Origin of the sequence: Streptomyces sp. H51, assembly GCF_035656535.1 — a bacterium.
In the GTDB taxonomy this organism is placed as follows: Bacteria; Actinomycetota; Actinomycetes; order Streptomycetales; family Streptomycetaceae; genus Streptomyces.
In genome coordinates this window covers 1-20,007 of sequence record NZ_JAYMHD010000092.1, presented here as the reverse complement: position 1 = coordinate 20,007, position 20,007 = coordinate 1, and the positions used below count along the sequence as shown (strand labels likewise).

The window sequence follows — 20,007 nt, the reverse complement described above, 5'->3', positions numbered from 1 at the left end:
GCGACGATCGTGCCGGTCTGTCGGCGGCAGGCTGGCGGTTACTGGTCGGGGTGGACGGCTTGGACGCCGGTCCCGGCGTACGCCTTGGGGGTGAGGGTGAGCAGGAACCGTCCGCCGGGGTGGGCGGGGGAGGGCCGGGCGGCGTGGATGGCGTGCACAGCGGCCCAGGAGTGCCCGAACCGCAGCAGTTCGGTGGCGGTGACCGCGGCGTCGGTGTCGAACGCCTCGATCCGGATGAACCGCAGCCCATTGATGTAGCCGAGCAGGCCGGGCCGTTCGGCGTCGCCGGCCGTCAGGGAGAGCACCGGGGCGTACAGGTCGCCAAGTCCGCCGGATGCCTGGACGTAGAACGCGGCGACGGCCTCGTTGAACGGATCCTTCGGGTCGTACAGCGCCGCGGCGGTCGTGTGGTCCAGGACGACCGCGATCGGCGCCACTACGCGGCTGCCCGCGGACCGTGCGCGGCGCCGCCCAGGCGCTCCAGCAGCGCCTTCGCTTTCGCCTCGGCCTCCGGGCTCGGCGCGCTGCCGAGAGCGGAGGCGAGCTCAGCGCGGGCCAGCTCGGCACGCTCGGAGTACTCGGCCTGCGTGGGCGTGCTCTGCGCGAGGTCCTCCACCAGGCTGCGGATGGTGGTGCCGTGCTCGGCCGCCAGCTGGGCGAGCCGGTCCCGCGCGGCCGTGCTCACCTTGATGCTCGTCTCGTCTGCTGCCATGTTCCTCACTCTACCGCTTCCCTCTACTGTTGGTAGAGGAACGAGTGGCGGGCCCGTAGGCGCCCCTGCGCGCACGCACTATGCGGGGTCGGGGCACGCCGTCCGCGCACATCCGGTACGCGAAATGTGCGCTTGAGGTGCGGGCTCAGGGCCCGGTGGTGCTGCCTCAATGGGCCGTTTGGTCCCGGCGCTGCTGGCACGGAAGGGGGAAGCCTGGGTCCGCTAGGCCTGCGCTCTCGGCAGTAAATGGTCGGGCTCGCGCCACACCGGACCTCTGCAACTGTCGGACCAGTGTGCTGGCAGTGTGTCCGGCCCGTACCGCGAGGAAGATGGACATAGGGCTCCCGTCCCGTGTAACCCCCGAGCCGGGACGGGAGCCACCAGCCGCAGGTGGCCTACCTGAGTCCGGTGGCACACGGCACCATGCTCTCCATGAGGGATCAGCGAGCTGAAGAATTCGCGCGGTGCGCCGTCGTGCTGGCCGCGGAGTTGCGCGAGATACGACACCGCGGCGCGGCGGCCGCCGATCCCGAGGAAGCGGATCCTTTCGCCGCTCCCGCCCCGACAGGTGATGATCCCTTCGCTCCGTCGATGGCCGGCCGGGAGGGCGTCTTCGATCAGGCGCTGTCCAACGCCCTGGCTGCGATCGTCGCTTCCGAGTGGCCGGGCGAGGAAGCGGACCGCAAGGGACGAGTCCGGTCGGCCAGCGCGCTGCTCAAGCTGATCGAGGAACACGTCCCTTCCACGGACGGCATCGTCCTCGTTCATGACAAGCACCCGTTGCCGGACATCCCCCAAGGCGACACGGACTCGCTCTTCCAAGCGCCGCGACTTTCGTCGCACACCCGGATCGATGTGCGCACGCTCCAGAACGGGATCGAGGCCAGTCAGGCAGCCCGCCACGGCCGCGGTGCCGGAGGGCTGCAGCGTCGCCACATCGAGGCCCTGCTAGCCCTTGACGGTCACCGGAGCCTCGGCGTGATGGGAGAGGAACAGCAGGACCGGATCCAGCAGATCGCGCAGAGAGAAGACGCGACCTCCCAGAAACGAGCTGCCGAATACCTCGAACGGATCGGTGAGGAAGAAGCCACCCGGCGCGCCGAGAACGTGACCAACCCCAACGCCTACCACCCGAAGCACAACCCGCACGGGCACGACCTCGACACCTGCCCCGTCTGCGGGCACGAGACGTTCTGCGTCGAGGGCCTCGACCCTGTCTTCGGCCGGGTGGGGTACGGACAATGCCTGGTGTGCACCTACATTCGCACCCCGGGCGCCGCAGAGGACGAGGCCTTCACCGAACATCTCCGGTCGATGGACGACGAGTGATGCCATCAGGCACGCCGAGCCGCGTCCCTTCGGCTGCCGGCCCTCACACCGCACCCGAATTGGGGCCTGGCAGATCGGTGCCGCAGCGCCGTGACTCCGGCGGGACGACTGTCGTTGTCCTGGCTGGTGCCGCCTCTTTGCCCGCGCTGTGACGGTGCCCGGCCGAGCGCCGCGTCAGCCCACGACCGACGCGGACAGGTAGGCCCCAGACGCGCCGCGTCACTCACAGCGCCCCGCACGTGTGGCCACGCCACCCAGCAGGCGCCGGATCGTGGGACCGGCCGCGAGGACGGCACGCCCATGACCTCCACCCACCCACGCAAGCGACCCCAGCGACGCTCCGCTGCGGTACCCGTCTTGAGCTCACCGTCCCGGACCGGCTGCCAGCGCCTGACCTGACCGCGTCAGCCGGCGGATCACCCTGTCCACGCGTCCAGCGTGCCCGGCGACATCCACCTCCACCTGCGCCCCGGCCCGGGCCTGGGCCCGCAGCTCGGTGTCGGGCTGGGTGGTCACGCTGGTGTGGTGCAGAACTGGTGGGCACCGCGCAGCGTGGTGCGTAGATTCCGCTGGGTGGCCCGGCTGTCGAGGCGTACGTCGAGGGCGCCGGGAAGTGTGCTGTGGGCCCGCAGGCCCGTGGGCAGCCGGGAGGCATCCAGGCCGTCACGCCTGGCGATGAGGATGCCGAGCTCGTGACGGCTCACAGGGTCGGGCCCTGCGAGATGGTGGACGCCGGCCGCGTCGCCGCACGCCAGCTCCAGGAGGGCGGCGGCCAGGTCGGCGACGTGCACCGGGCAGCGGATGTCGTCGTTGAACAGGGCGCCGTCGCGGGTACCGGCGGCCAGTTCATGCACGACGCGCTCATGCACGACGCGCTCATGCACGGAACCCCCGTCGCCGATGATCAGCGACGTGCGGGCGACAACGGCCTGCGGATGCACGAGGAGGACCCCGGTCTCCGCCGCCGCCTTCGCCGCCCCGTACAGGGTGACGGGGTCAGGCAGGCACGACTCGTCGTAGTGGACCCGGGCGCCGGAGAACACCGCGTCGCTGGACACGTGGACCAGGCGGCTTCCGTACTTCGCCGCCGCCATCGCCAGCCGGACGGGCCCCTGAGCCGTCACCGCCCAGTCGGCGTGGCCGCTCGATGCGTTGACGACAAGATCCGCGCCGACTTCGGCCATGACGGCATCCACGCGTCCTGGATCCCGCAGGTCAAGTGGGTACCACGCGGCGTGGGAAGCAGTGCCGGGCCTGGTCACGTAGGTCGCGACCGTTGTGTGCCCGGCCCTTGCCGTCTGCCGGATCAACTCGGTGCCCAGGAAGTCGCTGCCGCCGATGACCAAGACCGTCATGACGCGACACGGTAGACCGTCCCGGCCGGTATCGGATACGGCACCTGTGGCGTAACTGTTGAGTCTGCTTATTGATCTTGAGTGTGGCCTGCTGTTGCTCAGATGTACTGAGTGACGCGTCTGTTTCCCGGGAGAGGCTCGCCGCCGAGCCGAGGTGCTGGTGACGGGCGGTACATGGGCTGAGCTGGCTGTTTGTGCTGTGCAGTGAACTGAGCGAGGCGGCGGTTTTTGCGCAGGGTGGTCGGCGTGTCTAGAGGCAGGGCTGGTTTGGCGGCTGTTCTGGGCTGGTAGGGGCGGGGTTTGTTCAGCGGGCGTACAGGCGGTGCCAGAGCAGGTCGTGGTCGGCGGGTGCGAGGCGGGGCAGGTGGAGGCGGTCGGCCAGGTGGTGGAGGAAGGCGGTCTGCTGTGCGCTCAAAATCCGGCTCGGCGTTGCCGCCTGCCACCTGGTGCAGCCGCTGCGGCCAGAACTCCTCCTGCTCCCAGTGCAGGGCCTCCTTCCACCACCGGGCCACGACCGCGTGCGCCAGAGCGAACACCTGAGCGGGCTCTGCTCCCGCCCGCACAGCACGGTGCGCCACCCCCGCCCACCGCCGCTGCGCGGCCGCCACCTCCGGCAGCCACCGCAACTCCAGGTGTTCCAGAGGCTGGTCGGCGTCCGCGTCCAGCAGCCAACGCCCGTGCCGGGCACACACCCGCCGCCAGCGCGGCTGATACCGCACCGCACGCACTGCCTGGCCGGTGCGCCGCGCCGTGCACGAGCGGCAGCCGAACGCCGCATCGCCTGCCACCGTGCCCGCCGCCCGCCATCGCGCCTGCGCCACGGCGGCCTCCCGCCCGGTGCTGATTGTGGGATCCTCCACGGTGAACGCAGGAAGCGCGCGCGACAGCACCGCCGGTGTGACCCCGCACAGCCCGGCGAGCACAGCCCGCCCGGCCTCGTTGAGGACGATTTCGGCATCGGCCCGCGCACCGCCGCCCTTGTGCTGGGCGGGGGAGTTGCGGCACGTCCATAGCCGCAGCACGCCCGCGGCCGGCAGGCCGTAACGCGCCGCGGCCCGGCTGATCAGTGACGCCGTCAGCTCCCCGGCCACCGGCACCGTCCGCAGCGCTCCTGCTGCCACGCCGCACCCCCGACACTCGCCCCGTGCTCCACCGGCCGGATCCGTACGCACCGCACGGCATAAGACGAAAGTCCCGCATCCAAGGTCTGGAACGGGACTTCGCGAACCCACACGCAAGTGTGGAAAATTGCTGCCCAGAGCATGCTTCCTCGATGCACAGGAGGTCTCCTGCTGCAGCCGGAACACCCCCACGCGAGTGGGGAAACGCCCTGAACGCAGAGACCATTGTGGCATAACCGGGCCCCCGCGATGCACCGAACTGCACGCCCTCCACCGCCAGATCACCACACTGCACCCCTCCCGAATGGCGGACCCCAGGCCCGGCACCTCGCGCTGCCCGCACGGTCCGGCAGCGGTCTGCACGGGCATCCGCGCCCCTGCGGCACCGTCTGCGGACCGGCCGTTGCGCGAACACCGGGCGGCGGGATGCCAGCCGTTCGGCCTCGGAGATCGCGGGAGTCGACCCGATGCGTAAAAACCGACCGATGCCGGTCCGGAGCGTCGATAGGGCCACAGCGGCAGGACCGGCCGGACCATCCGGCACGAGATCTCGTCGGCCCTGTGCTCGTCCAAGCAGATGGCCGGTTCACCATCTGACGGACACGAATGTCGTTTGGATCGTCCCCAACACGCCGCCCTCGGGACCGAGGCGGACGGCCTTTCTACCCTTCGTACGGCTCGCAGGCGGGCACCTGTCCGTCACTGCGCCGCCGCCGGTCACCGGTGAGCGCGACGATCCGGTGAACGGGCACCAAGATGGCCGGGTGGCCGCCTGTGGGGGAGAACCCCACCCGGCCGGTGCCGGGCTCGTAGGAGGTCACCGTGCCGTACAGCCGGTGCAGCACGGTCTCGTCACGCATCCCGCACTCGACGTCCAGGCACAGCATCCAGTCCCTGAGCCAGTGGACGGGCAGGTTCTCCATCTCGGCGGCCGCGGGGCCGGGGTGCTCGTCGTCGGGGACCCAGCTGTACTTGCCGACGACCAGGTCGTTGTAGACCTCCATCGAGTCGGGCCCGCTGTAGGCGGCCCGCCGCCCGAGCCGGGCAGCGCGCCGCACCGCCCGGGCCGTCGTCACCATGGCCGTGGGCCCGGCGCCCGGCCCGTCTCCCTCAGCGTCAACAGACAGATACGGGTAGGCGCCGCGCAGCAGCGCCAGCACGTCCCGCTCGTCCGGCCCGGCGGTGCCCGCGACAAGCTCCGGTCCGAGGACGACCCGCTGCCGGTCGCCGCGGGTGTGGTCGGCGGCGTGCCGGGCGGCGAAGCGGGGGACGGCAAGCACGACAGCGTGATCGGGTTCAAAGCCGTAGCCGGTACGCCGGCCACCGAACGGGACAGCGGGCCCGTGCTGCCCGTACTGCGCGAGGTAGGCCAGCTCCGCATCCCGCTTACTGGTCAGCGGCCAGCCGCTCACCAGCACCAACTGCCACCCCTCGCCGCCGTCACCCGTGGCCGCCCCCAGCGCCTCCTCCAGCCTGTCGCAGCAGTCCACCACGTACTGCTGCCACCGGTGCTGGAACTCCGCATCCGCCCACTGCGCGGGAGAAGCAAACCAGGCACCCGCCACAAGGGCCGGCTCCGGCAGCGCCGTCACATCACGCACCCGCAACCCGCCCCAGACAGCTTCCACCGCCCGCATCGCCGCCGCACGCGCCGCAGTCGCCTCGCCGCCCTGGTCCCGCACACCGCTCCACGCCCGCCGGACGGCCGCCCACACGTCGAACGGCTCCGCCCACCGGGACCGCAGCACCGCGGCCGCCAACTCCTGGCCCGCGCGCTGCACGGTCCCGTCGGCGGCCACCGCATCACACGCCCCGCTGACCGACGTCACCTCCCGCGCCGCGGGCGCCGCCGCCCGCCAGCCGGCCAGCACAGCCTCCGACCGCTCCAGCACCCCCGACCACGCCCGCAGCATCTGTCGCGCGCCCGCACCGACCGAGGGATCAGCGGTCCACGCCTCGAGCCCGCGGCGAACCTCCACATCGCGGTGCCGTGCCGCTTCCCACAGCACCCGCGCATACCCCTCCCAGGACCGCGGACCCGCCTCCTGCTCCTCCAGCCTGCGCACCCGCCCGTCAGCCGCCACGACGTCGGCCGCTGCCCGCCACAGCACTTCCTCGCCCGGTTCCACGCTCACCACAGGGGCACAGTGGCGGCACACATGCTCGCAGACGTCCAGCAGCGCGAGCGGGCTGCCCGTCAGGCGCTCCGCGTACCGGCAATGGCTCCGCCACCCCGCCTCCTTGGCAGGGACGTGCCACTTCCCGCCGCCCGCACGCCCCAGGACCACGGTGATCCGCCGCAGCGGCCCGACGTCCACTCCGGCCGCCAGCAGTTCCTTCTCCCGCAGCACCGGAAGCCCTCGGTCACGCCGCACGACAGCCCGCCCCCTTGTCGCCTATCCGCTCTCGTCGCTCACTGTGACACAGGCGCCCGACCGGCGTGCTCGGTTACCCAGGGCGTCACCCTCCCCGGCAAGGACCGTCTGTGACGTGGCGCGCGGGTCTGTACCGACGCCGCTTCCATGGGCGCCCCGCAAGGCCCAGCCCGCGGATGGCTGACCTGCCCTCCGGCCTACTCCCCGACGGCCATGTCCGCATGGTCGCCACGCTCTTCGACGGCGACTGGACCACCGAAGCCGCCCTCCTTGCCGTCCTGACCTGACCACCTGCCTCCCACGCGCCGTGACCCGGGCCCGTAAGCTGCGCCGGTCCGGCGTACCGCCCGCTGAAGGGAAACCGCCCCACCGTGTTCCAGCAGACCCCCGTCTACGACCGCCTCGTCGCCGAACGCGGCGACGTCCCCGTCCAGGTCCGCGGGGAAGCCGACCGGATCCACCGCGACCTGGCCCAGGTCCTGCCCCAGGCGTCCGCCCCCTACCCGAGCACCCCACGAAGCGTCTTCGAACCGAAGCAGCCTCCCAGCGCCCTGTAGACATGCGGCCTTGCCCCCCTCTGGGGGAGCAGCGGACGGCACCGCTGCGACGCTCGTAGGATGCCTAAATGCCCAAGCCGTTACGGATGAGCCGCTGCACGTGGGTTGCCGTGTGGGCGGTGCTGTGTGTGGCCGGCATCGCTGCCACCGCCGCACTGAACGCCTTTCCGGCGCCTGACCCGCAGCCCGAGAAGCCCGTCAGCGCCGAGTGCGCCGAGTACATCGCGGACATCGAGACGCAGCTGGCCAAGGCCAAGAGGGAAGGCAACGACGATGGCGTGCTGGCCTTCAGTCGAACCCGGGTCGGTGCGGACGACTGCAGCGATGAAGTTCTCGACCACTTCAGCGGCGACCGGTGAGTCGCCGTACAAGGCTCGCCGTGATAGCAGGGCTGAGCAGCGCCGCTGCCGTGGCGATCATCGCCGTGAGCGCCGAGAGGGAACCACAACCGCAGCCCACTCCGCCGAGGGTGTACTCCTCCTGCCTGGTAGCCGGCACCAAGCCGATGCCTGTGGGCGACAACCCGTGCGACGGCCGTTGAAGAAGCACTGAGTGGCTGTCCCCCGCAGGACGGCGACTGAGACCCCTGCCCGCCCGTGTCAGCTATGGCCCGGGTCCACTGCCGGCTCACTCAACACCTTGACCAGAACGGCATTGGCGACCTGCGCCAGTCGGCCAAGCTGCACCGCCTCGAACTGGAAGTACGGATTGACCTGGAACGGCCCCGCATGGCCGCCGTAGCCGAGGACCTGCTCCGATCCGAACAACGTCCCTCGGTGCCCCGTATGTGAGCGCTGGTCGTACAGCGGGCCCGCCAGCTCCTTCACCTGCTTCTGCGTCAGCACGGTCTTGAGTGCTTTCCGGAACCGTTTCTCGGCAACTCCCTTGCGGTGCTTGCACTCGGGATGGCAATCGCACATGGAGTCTGGGACGGACCTCATACCGACGCCCTCGATCGCGGCTACGAAGGTGAGCAGCGAGAGCGACGGATGACGTCTCCCCAGGCGTACGGCCTCGTAGTACGCGCTGAGCGCGGTCTCCAGTTCGGGGTCGCCGTCCAGCCTCTCCCATGCCCCAAGCACCCACAGCGGCAGCCTCCAGTTTCCTGTCCCCGGAGGGACCTCGCCGGTCCACTCCTCCCCGTGCGGGCTGGGGAATTCGGGACCGACCGAAGTCGGGATCTTCAGAACCGACCCGTCGGGGCCCTGAGGCCAGGGGAGTGTCCGGGGCTCCCACAGATGCCTCCGGTGCAGCGTCAGGAGAGCGCAGAGACGGCGCAACTGCGCCTGAGCGACCGGGACAACGGGGTCCCAGTGGTAGGTCTCGACCTGGCCGGTGACGACGACGGGGAAGCTGTGGGAGATCGTGATGAACTGCGAGTCGACTCGGTCCTGCCCTCGGAACTCGCGCATGTGGACACCACCGGGGGCGAGGGTCAGCGGCCCTATGTCTGTCGCCCTGATCTGCTCCAAGGGGTGGAATCCCTGCCCGGCGGACGGGCTGACCCCAACGAGCGCATCCCATACGTGAGTCCGCTGGTGGTGCCCGATCTCGTCCACGGCCTTCCGCGCGCCAGTCAGCCAGGGGTCTATCTGGTCCGCTGACGGGGTGCCGACGTCGCTGACGACCGTGCATCTGATGCCGTCGGGGTGAGGTTGGACGCGCAGGATGCTCGTCATGGAGTCGTTGAGGGGCGGCCCCATTTCCACCGGGCCGCCGTGGCTGTCAGTGCCGCTGATGCGGCGAAACCCTCCGCCCATGGCGTTCCCAAGGTGGTGGGCCCACTCGTTGCCGTGCTCGGTGAAGTCCACGGGGAAGGTCCCGATGCTCTGTTCCCACACGATGGCCTCCATCCGCTTCGACGACGTCGAGGGCGGCTGTTTACAGATGCCAGGACCTCGACGTCCCACGATCAAGGTCATCGTCCCGTTTGTGTCTAGAGGGACGCCACTCAATACAGCCGGAGAACGGGACAGCTTGAACTGCCCCGCCACGTCCTCGACACAGGCCCCTGGCCGCTCTGGTCCTCGCCTTGACCGGTTCCACGGACAACACCACGCGCGATCGTCCTGGTCCTGATCGGCGCCCCGTGGTGGCTGACCTCCCTGGCCTTCATCTGCTTTTTCCTCGTCCTGGTCGTGGCCGTCATCCAGTCGGTCTTCCCTCAGGAGTCCGCCCCCTGGCTGGCCTGATGGGGCGCCCGCTGGAACCACCAGCAGCGGCGCGACGTTCACATCCGGCTCCTCGGACCACACGGCAGGCTGATGCTCCGGCTCCTGATGCCGCTGACCGCCCTGGTCGCACGTGACGGTGCCGGACGCTGGCGCCACCTGGCGCGCTGGCACCGAATGCGCCCGGAGCTGGTGCCCGCCGACACCCGGCGCTGCGAGCCGGGGCCGACAGTTCCCCCGGTGAGTGATCTTCGCGCAGATCTGCCGGTACTCGAGGCGATGATGTCGTGCTGGACCTGATCAGAGCCTCGCCGCCCGGGAGCGATCGCGATATCGCCCGGCTCGGGTGACAGCCGCTCGAGATGGATCACCGACCGGTGCGCCCAGACCACTTCGAGCCACGCCTCCAGGATGTCCCGGTGGTCGATGAGGTTCTGCGGCGGGACCTTGATGGCGGCCTCACCGGCGACGAGTTCGAGGTATTTGTACTCCTCCTCGTCGATCGGCTGCGCCCTCCTCAGACGCAGCGGCCCGGTGAGGTGAGCGCGAAGGAGTGCGGCCGCGACCGGCATCGTCGTGCCGGGCGCGAGCGGCATGCCCAAGGCGGCGGCGAGGTCCCGCTGTGCCGGGGTGAACTCGCCGCTGAGCTCGCGAAGGTATGCCGCCACCTTCTTCCAGTCCGTCTCGGCCACCGGCGCCCGTCCCTTCTTCCGGTCCGCCCTGCCCCGGTCGCAGACGGCCTGTCTGGGTGAAGTGTGTCGCGAAGTGCCCGTAGCCGCGTGCCGGTTCGGCCGGCACGCGCTGCGGGTCGGCTCGCCGTAGGTCATCACCGGCGCAGGTCGACGCCCCGCTCGGTGGCCAGGGCCAGCAGGGCGGTGACCGTTGTGCCCTCGCGCAGCCGGCGGCGGACTTGCCGGCCGTCCAGGACGACATCGAGGGCGGCAGGCCCGATGCCGAAGACCTGGCACGCCCGTGCGGCCGCGGCGCCGTCCCCGCCCAGGGCCCTCATCCAGGTCTCCAGCTCCGGGGCTGTCAGCTTGAGTGCGTCCCAGGCGGTCGTGCGTTCGCGGAGCTGGTGGTGGCGAAGCCCGGGGTGCGAGCTGGGCGATGAGCCGCATCACGCGGGAGCGTTCCACGGCGCGGGCGGCGGTGGAGCCTCGCCGCTGCGTGGCGGTGCCGGGCGCCGCGCCCGTCGGCGAGGCGGGCCGCGGCTGTGTCTTCGCCGGCTGGGGGCGTCGGCGCAGGACGCGTCGCAGTTCCGGTCCGAGGTCGAGGCCTTCGCGGGCGGCGACGTCCTGGGCGTCGGGCGTGCGTCGGCGCGCGCCTCGGGCGACGTCCGTGTGAGTCGGGACGGGGGTCGGGTGGGGGCGCAGGAAGCACCAGATCGCGGTCAGTTCGGGATCGGTGAAGCGCGGCTCGGCCACGGGGTTGCCTCCGGTTCGGCGGTTTTCGGGCATGCAAAAGGGCCCCGTGCCGACGGCAGCGAGGCCCTGTGCAAGAGGTCGAGGTGGGGAAACGGGGCGCTGGGCCGCAAGGGTTCAGCGGCGGCAGCGGTCGGGCGGCTCCTTCAGATGGGTCACAGCCCGCACAACGCGGCCAGCGTAGCCATCTTTCTCGACAGCGTCCGCGTTTTGATCAAACCAGCAGGTCACAGCTACGCGCCGCCGGGCGTCCGACGGCACGTTGTCCGCGTCGACGGGTGGACTGGCGTCAGGCGGTGTGACTGGTCTGGTCGTAGGACTGATGGACTTCACGTGCGCCGAGGAAGGAGCGAGCCTCCGCCACCTGAGCAGGTGTTGCCCTCGCGGGGTTCCACAGCCGTACGCGGATGGCGCCGGTGAGGGCGTGGGTGCGGCCGGCGAGCGTGAGGCAGCCGGCCGGGTGGGGCAGCCCAGCAGTCCAGATGCCTGGGCCGGTCTCGTACTCCCAGACCAGGGCGCCGACGACGACGCCGGGGGAGTGGAGCGACCGTGCTGCTGACCGCGACCGCCTTCCGCACCCCCGCGCACCGACGGCCTCTCTGCCCGTGAACGGTGGGATGGACCTGGGCGTGTGGTGGCAGGCTTCCCTAACGTTCAGACCGACCACCGGTGCCTGAAGTCGGTGCACCGTCAGACAAGGAGCACTCTTGGGATTCATCGCCAAGCTGTTAGGCAAGCCGCCCTACAGCAACTGGCCCGCGAGCTACGACAGTTTCCGCGGCGACATGGCCAAGGCCGCAGGCCTGGGGGTGGCACGCATCCGCTGCCACCGCAACACCTGGGCCTACCTGCTGGAGAACGTCCCCAAAGACAGCGAGACGGTCATCACCGGGCACGAACGAGGACAGGGCAGCGCATTCCGGCCCCCCCGCGCAGGAAGAGGTCACCGCCGAGGACGACGCGATGGTCACGGTGCCGCTGTCCGGTACCACCCTCGCCGCCGTGCTCAGCTGGTGCCGCAACATCCAGCCGGACACTCTGCGCAGCCCCTGGACCGAACTGGACCGCTCGATCGGACGCCGTGTCGGCGCCGCGATCTCCCAGGCCTTGGACAACGTCATCCCCTCCAACGGCGCGAACGGGCCGACTGCCGTCATCTACCTCGACGACCGCGTCACCGCCAAGGACACCAACCCATAACCCCTCCTGCACCCGCTCTGCCCCGGAGCAACGCAGGCCCGGGACAGAGCGGCCCGGCGGCGGAGAGGGCCAGACCCGCAGCGGCGGCAGACTTGACGCACTGCCCAGGACGGCCGTACCTACGGACCGGCATGGACCGACCCACTGGGAGACACGGGGAGCCAGCCCAGACCGAGTGCAGACACCCCCCGACCTGGGCAGCACACAAATCCGCTACCCCTTCTGCTCCTCCGCTTCTACCGTGGCCGGTCATGAGCACGCGCGACTTCAACGGCGCCTACCTCCTGCCCCTCTTCAACGAGGTCGAGCAGGCCCGCACAGACGGCGCCTACCGGCAACTGCCCGCCCCCGCCCCGGCCAGCAGCCTGGCCACCGACGACGCACCACTTGGCGCCTACGCGGCCGCTCACCTGATCCGCGCCTCCTACACCGCAGGCCTGGCCCACGCTGACGCGCTGCGCCGCCTGACGGCGGCCGGCGAGGTCGACCCCACCAGCCCCTGGACCCTGCTGCGCGGCGCCCTGGAGAACTTCGCTACCGGCCTGTGGCTCCTGGACGGCGCGGGCCGGGCCGAACGACGGCGCCGCGCACTGTCCCTGTGGGACGAGGACATGCGCAACCGCCACCAGCACGAACAGGACACCGGCCACCTCCCCACCGGCGGCGGCCTGAGCGGAGCGCAGCGCCGGGCAGAGATCCGCGCCATCGCCGACCACCTCGCCCTGGCCCCGCTCACCGCGCCCAGGACCCACCAGATCCTGCTCGCCGCCGCCCCCGTGGCAGGCCTCACCGCGGTCGAGGTGGGCGCCGCCTGGCGGGCGGCCTCCGGGTTCGCGCACGGCCGCTACTGGCCCAACCTGCGCGCTTCCCAGCCTCGCGCCGCGATACCGGGAGCCGACGGCGTCCACACCATCGCTCTGGTCATCGACGAGGACCAGCACCGGCCACTGGCCGAGTACTGCCGCATCATGCTGCGCCGGCTGCAGGAGCGCTACCACGCCCGAGCCCAGGCCAGATGAGGATGGACCCGGACAAGCGCCCGCGCCCGTCGGTCCACGGACGTTTTGTCGCCACCGCCGCCGGGCTGCTCGCCCGGCCGGAAGACCTGCCGCAGTGACCCACGCCGTACGGGCGTTGGCCAGGCTCCGTACTTCCCGGCCTACGTCCTGGCCCGATGGGGCCGCCAACAGGTCGATGCCCACGGCCACCTGCCACCCCGCTGCCCGAACCCCGCACAGTGTCCAACCCCTTCAACGCCACACTGACCCAGGAGCGGCTACCGTTTCCACCATGAGCACGTCCGGCCCGAGCGCCGACCTGATCCCTCTGCACATCGATGGCGAACCGCCGGCGCCCCCGGCCCCCGACGTGATCAGCATGTCCGCTGTGCCGGGACGCCGGCCCGCCCCGGCGGTGCGGCCGGGAGTCGTGGACTGGGCGGCGCTAGGGGTGGAGCCACGGTGGAAGGATCAGGAGACGGGCGACTGCGCGGCCGTTCTGTCCCCCGTCCTCGGACCCGCCACCGGTCTTGAGCCCTACAAGCGCTACGCTGCCGGGGCCCGGCAGCGCGGTGAGACCGCCCTCGTCGTCGCCTGCACCGGCGTGGGGGAACGTAGGTACAACGTCTTCTCCGGCACCGTCGCTCCCGGCATCCACCTGCCCGACCGCTTCGGTTCGATCTCCGCCAACTCGCTCCCCCTCGGCGTGAGTCCCGCACTCGCCGACGGCCTGGACCACGCCGAGCACGACCTTGGCACCCGGCTGCTCAACCGTCCGCCGGACACCTGGTTCCGCCTGACCTACCACAAGGAATCGGGGTCCTCGCGCCCCGGAGTTGCAAGGGTGTGGCCGCCGCCAGGGGAGGGGGAGCTGCGCCCGGTCCTGGTCGACGGCCTCGGTGACCCGGTGGCGGGGGTGTGGATGCCGGCGGGCGGCGGTGCCCGGTGGTTCGTGGTTCCCCACGGCACCGACCAGCGGCTGCTGGTGGAGTGGCTGGTCCAGCAAGCGCTGCCCGCGTACGTGCCCGGCGCGCTGACCCGCGTCCGATCGTCCCTGGTGCGCGATCCGGCGTTCGCCACCGATGCCGAAGCCCGGCTGGTCGAGACGATCGCCGAGGGGCAGCGCGACCACGAGCGGCGGCAGACCGAGCTGCAGCAGCAGCTCGCCGCGCTGCGGGCCGTGGCCGATCCGCTGCGCGACGGTCTGCTGTTCGGCACCGGCCGCGCGCTGGAGGATGCGGTGCACGACGTCCTCGTGGCGGCCGGCGCCGCGGTGACCCGCCTCGACGACGTGTACGGCACCAAGTCGGCGGACCTGCTGGCCGAGCACGGCGGACGCCGAGTCCTGGTCGAGGTGAAGTCGGCGAACAACCGGCCACCGCACAGCCTGCCCGACAAACTGCTCAAGCACCTGAACACCTGGCCCGGTCTGACCGGGACCGAGCCCGTTGACGGCGGCATCCTGGTGGTCAACCACCAGATCAAGCTCCACCCCGCGCAGCGGGACGCCGAGGTCTACACCGACCGCGTGTTCGCCGACACCCTGACCGTGCCGGTGATCGGCAGCGCCCGCCTGTTCGACTGGTGGCGCCGCGAAGACTGGGATGCCGTGCGACACGCCGTCTTCGGAGACACCGGTGACATCGGCGGCGCGCAGCCTCCCGAGACCGCCGTGCCGGATGCCGATCCGAAGGCACCCAGGCGGCCTGGCCTGCTCTCGCGCCTGCGCCGGTAGCCAGCAGACGCCCGAGCGCGACGGGCCGCCACGTCAGACCTCTTCGGCGTTGAGGATGACCGCGGCGGGGTCGACCCAGGTGTAGCCGCCCGCCAGCACGTGCAGGTGTCGGACAACCGGAGCCACGGCCAGCTAGGCCGTGTTTTGGAAGTGGGCTTCGCCGCTCGCCCTGCGCCGTGATGATCGCGGTGTGGGGCGAGGGGATCTTTCTGACGATCAGTGGGCGGTGCTGGAGCCGATGCTGCCGGTCGCGGTGTTGGGACGGCCGTCGGTGGGCCGCCGGAGACTGGTCAATGGGATCCGTTGGTGAGTGCGGACCGGTGCGCCGTGGAGGGATCTGCCGCCGGAGTACGGGCCGTGGCAGACGGTGTACTGACGCAGTAGGCCGTTGGTGTTCTCGTTGGTTCCGCGTTGCCGGAGGCTGTGGGGGGCGGCGAAGTAGACAGGGATGCCGGTCTCGACCGTGAAGGCGGCGTGCGCGGACAGCTCCTTGCCGCGGTCCCAGGTGAGAGATCGCCGGAGTTGCTCAGGCAGTGTGATCATCGTCCTGGCCAGAGCGTTCTTCATCGTGATGGCGCCGTATCCGGCCAGAGCGGGTCCGTTCTTCGTGTGCGGGACCACACCGTAGCCCTCCTCGCGCGGCAGGTGGACGAGCATGGTGAACCTGGTGGTGCGCTCGACGAGAGTCCCGATCGCCGCCCTCCTGAGCGCCTCGTTCTCGTACTCCAGCAGCCGGATCCGCTTGCGGGCCTCGCGCAGCTCAGCCGACGCATCCGATGCCATTGCGGGCCTGGCGCCCTCTTCGGTGTCGGCGCGGCGCAGCCACTTCGACAGAGTGATCGGGTGGACGCCGAAGTCGGCGCCGATCTGTTCCAGCGTGACGCCGGGCTCGCGGTTGCGCGCGACCCTCACGACGTCCTCGCGGAACTCCTTGGGATACGGCTTGGGCACTGCGACATCGTTCCAGGCCGCCTATCAGCAAGCCAGGTCAGGTGTCACCCAACCTGCAGCAGTCCCTTGACTTCGACTGACTTCGACCGTCCTTCTCGGTCATGGTCGATCACTGGCCGTGCTCCGTGCTGCTCCCGGCTGGCCCGGTGTCTGACGACGCTCGGGTGGACGGCCGCGCTCCGCAGGTGTCCTCGGCGGCGCCGGTGCGGCGGGCGCGTGCCCGGTCGGCGAGCTGGTGGATGTAGCCGATCCATGCCTGCATGAACGCCTCCGGTCCCTCTTGTTCGGCACCGGGCAGCCGCAGCAGCCCCTGCCCGGTGCCGGCCTGTTCGGTGAGGACTGACTCCACCCAGGTGGCGAGCGCGGCGATTTCGGGGGCGAGGCACATGGTTAGGGCGTGCACGACGCCCGATGGGTTGATCATCATCGGCACCATCGTGGCCGCGATCAGGGCGAACCCGGACTCCTCCAGGAGGGCCCGCAGGCGGGCGAGGGCGGGGTTGTCGGGCATGCCGAACCCGTACATCAGGTACAGGCCGCCGATCCCGGCGAGCACGGTGGCAGCGTGGCGTGCGGCGGCCATTTCCTCGGGACCGGCCGCCTGGAGCAGGCCGAGCGGGTCGACGGCGCCGGCCCGGACCCACCCGTCGAACTCGCCCGTCTCCTCGGCCTGCCGAGCCTTGGCGGCGACGTCGGTCCAGTCGAGGCCGGGCGTGAGGGTGGCGAGCGCGTCGACGAGCCGCTCGCCGCCGACTTCGCCCGCGCCCATGGCGGCGGCCGCGACCATGCTCACTGCCCCGCGCCGCCGCCGGCGGTCCTCACCCTGGTCGAGCTCGGCGTCAGGATCCTCCAGGACCCGCCGCACCGTGTCGGGGTGCGCGGGCCCGGCAGGCCCGCGCCCCACCACCCGCCCGGCCTCGGCGTAGAAGGCGTCCTGCTCCTCCTCACCCCCGCGGGCCGCCATGACCAGGTGATGCGCCGCCGAGCGCCGCATCGCCCACACCAGGGCCTCGCGCACGGCAGGCCACGGCGGCTCCGGTACCGCCAACTGCCCGGCTAGGACGGGGCGTCCGGCCTCGGCATACCAGGCGATCACCGTCCAGCGCACATCCCGCCCCGAGCGCGCGTGCCGCCCGAGCGCCGCGGCCACCGCGACGGTCTCCTCGGCGAGCACCGACACCGAACCGCGCCCGCGCCCCAGCCACACCCGCGCGTGCCCGGGCAGCAGCCCCAGACCCCGCCACCGCTCCAGATGCGCCGCCGACACCGTGATACCGAGCGCCGCCAGACGTCCGATCAGTTCCACATCCGCCGGACTCGGCTCTCCTCTTGCCACCCACTCACTTTAGAACCCCGCGAGGTACCCGTAGGCCGTCCTCCACATACCCGCTGAACTGGGAAAACCACCGGCCCACGACAAGGGCCCGGGAAACCTCCGTACGTCTCTGGAAGGAGCCGCTCGCCCATGCCCGCGTGCCCTCGACGTCCCCGCCCCCATCCCGTCGTGCCCGCAACCTGCCCGCCCGTACGGCCCCCGCGGCCGCCACCGCGCTCCTCCTCGCCCCCACCGCCGGCGGCCGCATCGCACTCGCGTACGCCGGCACCGGCCTCCTGCTGCTCCTGGTCCTCACCGCCGCCCTCGCCCTCGGCGCCGCCTACGCCCCCACCCCCGCCCACCGCACCGCCGCGCGCCGCACCCTCCACCTCCTGCTGCGTCTCGCCCCCTGGTATCCCGACCGCCCATAGAACGACATGCCGTCCGGCCGCAGGCGGCTTTCACCGCTCACATGGCCGCCGTACGCGCGCGGCTCCACGGCCGAAGGATGTCCGTTCACACGTCGACGGCTCCGCTCACCGGGACTGCAGGTGGCCACCAGATCTCTGGTGGCCGGGAGCGCAGCCCGGAAGACGACCCCGGCGGTCATCGAAGTGCTCGTCGGGCGGCTGGGATGTCAGATGCGGAATTCAAAAGCCCGAGGGACGGGCGGAGGACGCAACGGGTACGGCCGCGCACGCGATCCGTCTGCGGCACGAGCCCGACACAAGACTGCGGCGTTCTCGCAGCGGCATTCGGACGACTGGGATGCTCGCTGCGGAACCCGCTGCAACAGCCCTTTTCCGGTACGGGGCTTGGCCGGATGCCTGCAACGATGAAGACACGTGCCGGAGGGACGCGGTCGGGCTCGGCCCCGCGGTCCGACGCCACGTCCTCAACCTTGTCGGGCCCCGCTGCCGGAGCCCCTGTCGCATCCAGGAGCCAGTTGTGATGTCCCCCGAGGACAGCCCCGTGTCCCCTTTCCCGCGTGCGGATGCCACCGTCGACGTGCCCCCGGCCGGCCGGGTCTCCTCGCCCGGGAGTAACGGGAGTAAGAGGCTCAACGGGGCCGAGGCCGCCATGATGACCGTCGTCTTCGCCACAGCGGTGGTTCTGCACCTTGCCGGGTCGTCGTTCGGCGAGGTCATGCGGATGGTCGCCGCCGTGGGCGGGCTGGCAGCAGTGGTCCTGGCGTCGGTGACGGGCCGGATCCCCGTACGCGCCTGGATCGGGAAGCTCGGCAAACTCGCCGGGGAGGAGTGAACGGCCGTGGGACGCAAGGAGAACCCGGTCGTCCGGAAGGTGCCCGCCGTCGGCAGGCTTGCCGACTTCCAGCGGGCCTGGCGCGCGACGGCGGGCCTGACGTACGAGGATCTCGCGCACGCCACCGGCTGGTCCGCCAGCACCCTGCGCAATGCCGCCTCCGGCCGCCGCCCGCCGCGCCGGGACGTCGCGCGGGACGCCGTCACCCACTGCGGCGGACCCGAGCAGGAAGCCATCGCCCTGTGGAGGCAGGCCCGTTACTACCAGCGGCTGGCCGACCGCCCCCGCCCCCAGGCTCCCGCCGCGCATCTGGTGCGTACCGTCGTCGACCTGGCCGCGCTCGTCGAGGAGCTGTACGAGAAGAACGGCGCCCCGTCGATGAGCGAGGTGGAGGACCGTACGGACGGCCGGCTCGGGCACTCCACGGCGCACCGCCTCGTCACCAAGAGGACGATCCCCGCCGACCGGGACCAGTTCGAGGCCTTCCTCGACGCCGTTGAAGTCCACGAACCCCTGCGTGCCCAGTGCATGGAGGCATGGGACCGGGTGATCACCCTGAACGGCCCCGTACGCGTCCAGCGCAAGGTGCCTCACCTGTGGCGACTACGCCAGAAACTGGACTTGCTGCGCACCGTTGATGATCTCGTGGCCGAGCTGGGCGTCCTGCGCACGATGGCCGGTTCCCCGACCGACGCGGAGATCGCCGACCGCACCGCCCGCATAGGTGGCATAGGGCGTTGGGCCCCGCAAACCATCGTCACGCAGATCATGGCCGGACAGCGAACGGTCGACCTCTTCTTCGGTTCTGTGCTCGACGTGCTCGGCGTGCCGTCAGACGAGCAGATCTTGTGGCGGCAGGCAGGGCAGAGAGTGCTGAGCGAGGACCGGGCGCCACACGAACTGCCCCCTCTCGGCCGCACCGTCACCGACTCCGTCGAGATGCTGGGATGAGTCAGTCCGGACGAGGGGAGGTTCACCCGGCCGAGGCGACAGAGCATCGGCCCCCTCCGCCTGGTGCCGTGGCGCACACAACAGGGTGACAGACCTCGATGTCTGTCCAATGAAGCGGAACGGACATCACCACACTCACCCCCACAGTCCAACCCACCATGATCTCCAGCCCAGGGGCACCAACCCCGAATCCGGATTCCTGGAAAGTTCTACACGAAGGAAACAGCCCGCATGGCTCCCCTAGCCAGCAGCCCGCGAAGCGGGCTTGGGTCCGGGAGCGCAGCGGACGGACCTTCAAGGCCCCGGAAACCGGGGCCGCCTAAGGCTGCGTTAGCAGCCCGCACGGATTGCTGAAGCGCAGCGCAAGCAATCCTTCGGTTCGAAGCGCAGCGCAGAACCGAACCTCCTCGCGCAGCGAGGAGGTGTCACTCCGTCAACCCCCGCGCAACGCGCGGGGGTTCGCTGGGAGCCTGCGAAGCAGGCTCTTACCCGCGGAGCGGGTATTGCCGGTCCAGCCGTCGACGAAGACGACGTCCCGCGGGTCGTGGTGGGC

At 71.0% G+C, this 20,007-nt stretch carries 18 protein-coding genes and 3 pseudogenes; 10 read left to right on the top strand and 11 right to left on the bottom strand.

Annotation, left to right across the window (positions count from 1 at the left end):
• Nucleotides 1-38 precede the first annotated feature (38 nt).
• On the bottom strand, nt 39-437 hold the full coding sequence (locus VKA29_RS36640; protein ID WP_324790407.1) for a hypothetical protein: 399 nt from the start codon (nt 435-437) through the stop codon (nt 39-41).
• Entirely contained in the window at nt 437-712 is a 276-nt protein-coding gene (locus tag VKA29_RS36635) for a hypothetical protein (RefSeq protein ID WP_324790406.1), read from the bottom strand. Before VKA29_RS36635 ends, VKA29_RS36640 begins: the two co-directional genes overlap by 1 nt.
• 432 nt (nt 713-1,144) lie before the next feature.
• Between VKA29_RS36635 and VKA29_RS36630 the strand changes: the two genes are divergently transcribed.
• Nucleotides 1,145-2,041 (top strand): hypothetical protein, encoded by an 897-nt coding sequence (locus tag VKA29_RS36630; RefSeq protein ID WP_324790405.1) that lies wholly within the window; start codon nt 1,145-1,147, stop codon nt 2,039-2,041.
• Nucleotides 2,042-2,553: 512 nt separating this feature from the next.
• Here VKA29_RS36630 and VKA29_RS36625 read toward each other — a convergent pair.
• The 3 genes from VKA29_RS36625 to VKA29_RS36615 form a co-directional block, all read right to left on the bottom strand.
• Nucleotides 2,554-3,396, bottom strand: coding sequence for an SDR family oxidoreductase (locus tag VKA29_RS36625; protein ID WP_324790404.1), 843 nt, complete (start codon nt 3,394-3,396; stop codon nt 2,554-2,556).
• 98 nt (nt 3,397-3,494) lie between these two features.
• The gene (locus tag VKA29_RS36620) at nt 3,495-4,517 is read right to left on the bottom strand and encodes a TniQ family protein (RefSeq protein WP_324790403.1); all 1,023 of its coding nucleotides are present in this window, start codon (nt 4,515-4,517) and stop codon (nt 3,495-3,497) included.
• A gap of 662 nt (nt 4,518-5,179) precedes the next feature.
• Nucleotides 5,180-6,892 carry a hypothetical protein gene (locus VKA29_RS36615; protein ID WP_324790402.1) on the bottom strand — a complete coding sequence of 571 codons (1,713 nt, stop codon included), beginning with the start codon at nt 6,890-6,892 and terminating at the stop codon, nt 5,180-5,182.
• A gap of 371 nt (nt 6,893-7,263) precedes the next feature.
• Between VKA29_RS36615 and VKA29_RS36610 the strand changes: the two genes are divergently transcribed.
• The gene (locus tag VKA29_RS36610; protein ID WP_324790401.1) at nt 7,264-7,449 is read left to right on the top strand and encodes a hypothetical protein; all 186 of its coding nucleotides are present in this window, start codon (nt 7,264-7,266) and stop codon (nt 7,447-7,449) included.
• Nucleotides 7,450-7,517: 68 nt separating this feature from the next.
• Nucleotides 7,518-7,808, top strand: coding sequence for a hypothetical protein (locus tag VKA29_RS36605; protein WP_324790400.1), 291 nt, complete (start codon nt 7,518-7,520; stop codon nt 7,806-7,808).
• A 240-nt stretch (nt 7,809-8,048) separates the two neighbouring features.
• On the opposite strand, the gene VKA29_RS36600 is transcribed toward VKA29_RS36605, so the two are convergent.
• From VKA29_RS36600 to VKA29_RS36590, 3 genes are all read right to left on the bottom strand, one after another.
• Nucleotides 8,049-9,371, bottom strand: a complete 1,323-nt coding sequence (locus VKA29_RS36600; protein ID WP_324790399.1) for a hypothetical protein — start codon at nt 9,369-9,371, stop codon at nt 8,049-8,051.
• Nucleotides 9,372-9,679: 308 nt separating this feature from the next.
• Nucleotides 9,680-10,312: a hypothetical protein gene (locus VKA29_RS36595; protein ID WP_324790398.1), complete on the bottom strand. Its 633-nt coding sequence runs from the start codon at nt 10,310-10,312 to the stop codon at nt 9,680-9,682.
• Between the two features lie 134 nt (nt 10,313-10,446).
• Nucleotides 10,447-10,629, bottom strand: a complete 183-nt coding sequence (locus VKA29_RS36590; protein ID WP_324790397.1) for a hypothetical protein — start codon at nt 10,627-10,629, stop codon at nt 10,447-10,449.
• Nucleotides 10,630-12,004: 1,375 nt separating this feature from the next.
• Here VKA29_RS36590 and VKA29_RS36585 point away from each other — a divergent pair.
• From VKA29_RS36585 to VKA29_RS36570, 4 genes and pseudogenes are all read left to right on the top strand, one after another.
• Entirely contained in the window at nt 12,005-12,241 is a 237-nt protein-coding gene (locus VKA29_RS36585) for a hypothetical protein (RefSeq protein WP_324790396.1), read from the top strand.
• 251 nt (nt 12,242-12,492) lie between these two features.
• Complete coding sequence (locus tag VKA29_RS36580; protein ID WP_324790395.1) at nt 12,493-13,260, top strand: hypothetical protein; 768 nt, start codon at nt 12,493-12,495, stop codon at nt 13,258-13,260.
• 271 nt (nt 13,261-13,531) lie between these two features.
• Nucleotides 13,532-14,974, top strand: coding sequence for a hypothetical protein (locus VKA29_RS36575; protein ID WP_324790394.1), 1,443 nt, complete (start codon nt 13,532-13,534; stop codon nt 14,972-14,974).
• 190 nt (nt 14,975-15,164) lie between these two features.
• Nucleotides 15,165-15,347: pseudogene (locus VKA29_RS36570) on the top strand (transposase); the annotation flags it as partial.
• Here the strand turns inward: VKA29_RS36570 and VKA29_RS36565 are convergent.
• The 3 genes and pseudogenes from VKA29_RS36565 to VKA29_RS36555 form a co-directional block, all read right to left on the bottom strand.
• A pseudogene (locus tag VKA29_RS36565) lies at nt 15,344-15,682 on the bottom strand (transposase); the annotation flags it as partial. The pseudogenes VKA29_RS36570 and VKA29_RS36565 overlap by 4 nt on opposite strands.
• A gap of 39 nt (nt 15,683-15,721) precedes the next feature.
• A pseudogene (locus tag VKA29_RS36560) lies at nt 15,722-15,925 on the bottom strand (transposase); the annotation flags it as partial.
• Nucleotides 15,926-16,034: 109 nt separating this feature from the next.
• The gene (locus VKA29_RS36555) at nt 16,035-17,261 is read right to left on the bottom strand and encodes a hypothetical protein (RefSeq protein ID WP_324790393.1); all 1,227 of its coding nucleotides are present in this window, start codon (nt 17,259-17,261) and stop codon (nt 16,035-16,037) included.
• A gap of 137 nt (nt 17,262-17,398) precedes the next feature.
• Here VKA29_RS36555 and VKA29_RS36550 point away from each other — a divergent pair, with 137 nt between their 5' ends.
• The 3 genes from VKA29_RS36550 (at nt 17,399) to VKA29_RS36540 (ending at nt 19,454) form a co-directional block, all read left to right on the top strand.
• A complete protein-coding gene (locus VKA29_RS36550) occupies nt 17,399-17,671 on the top strand; it encodes a hypothetical protein (RefSeq protein ID WP_324790392.1) in 273 nt (90 codons plus the stop codon).
• A 649-nt stretch (nt 17,672-18,320) separates the two neighbouring features.
• Nucleotides 18,321-18,503 carry a hypothetical protein gene (locus VKA29_RS36545; protein WP_324790391.1) on the top strand — a complete coding sequence of 61 codons (183 nt, stop codon included), beginning with the start codon at nt 18,321-18,323 and terminating at the stop codon, nt 18,501-18,503.
• 6 nt (nt 18,504-18,509) lie between these two features.
• On the top strand, nt 18,510-19,454 hold the full coding sequence (locus VKA29_RS36540) for a helix-turn-helix transcriptional regulator (RefSeq protein WP_324790390.1): 945 nt from the start codon (nt 18,510-18,512) through the stop codon (nt 19,452-19,454).
• Nucleotides 19,455-20,007 lie beyond the last annotated feature (553 nt).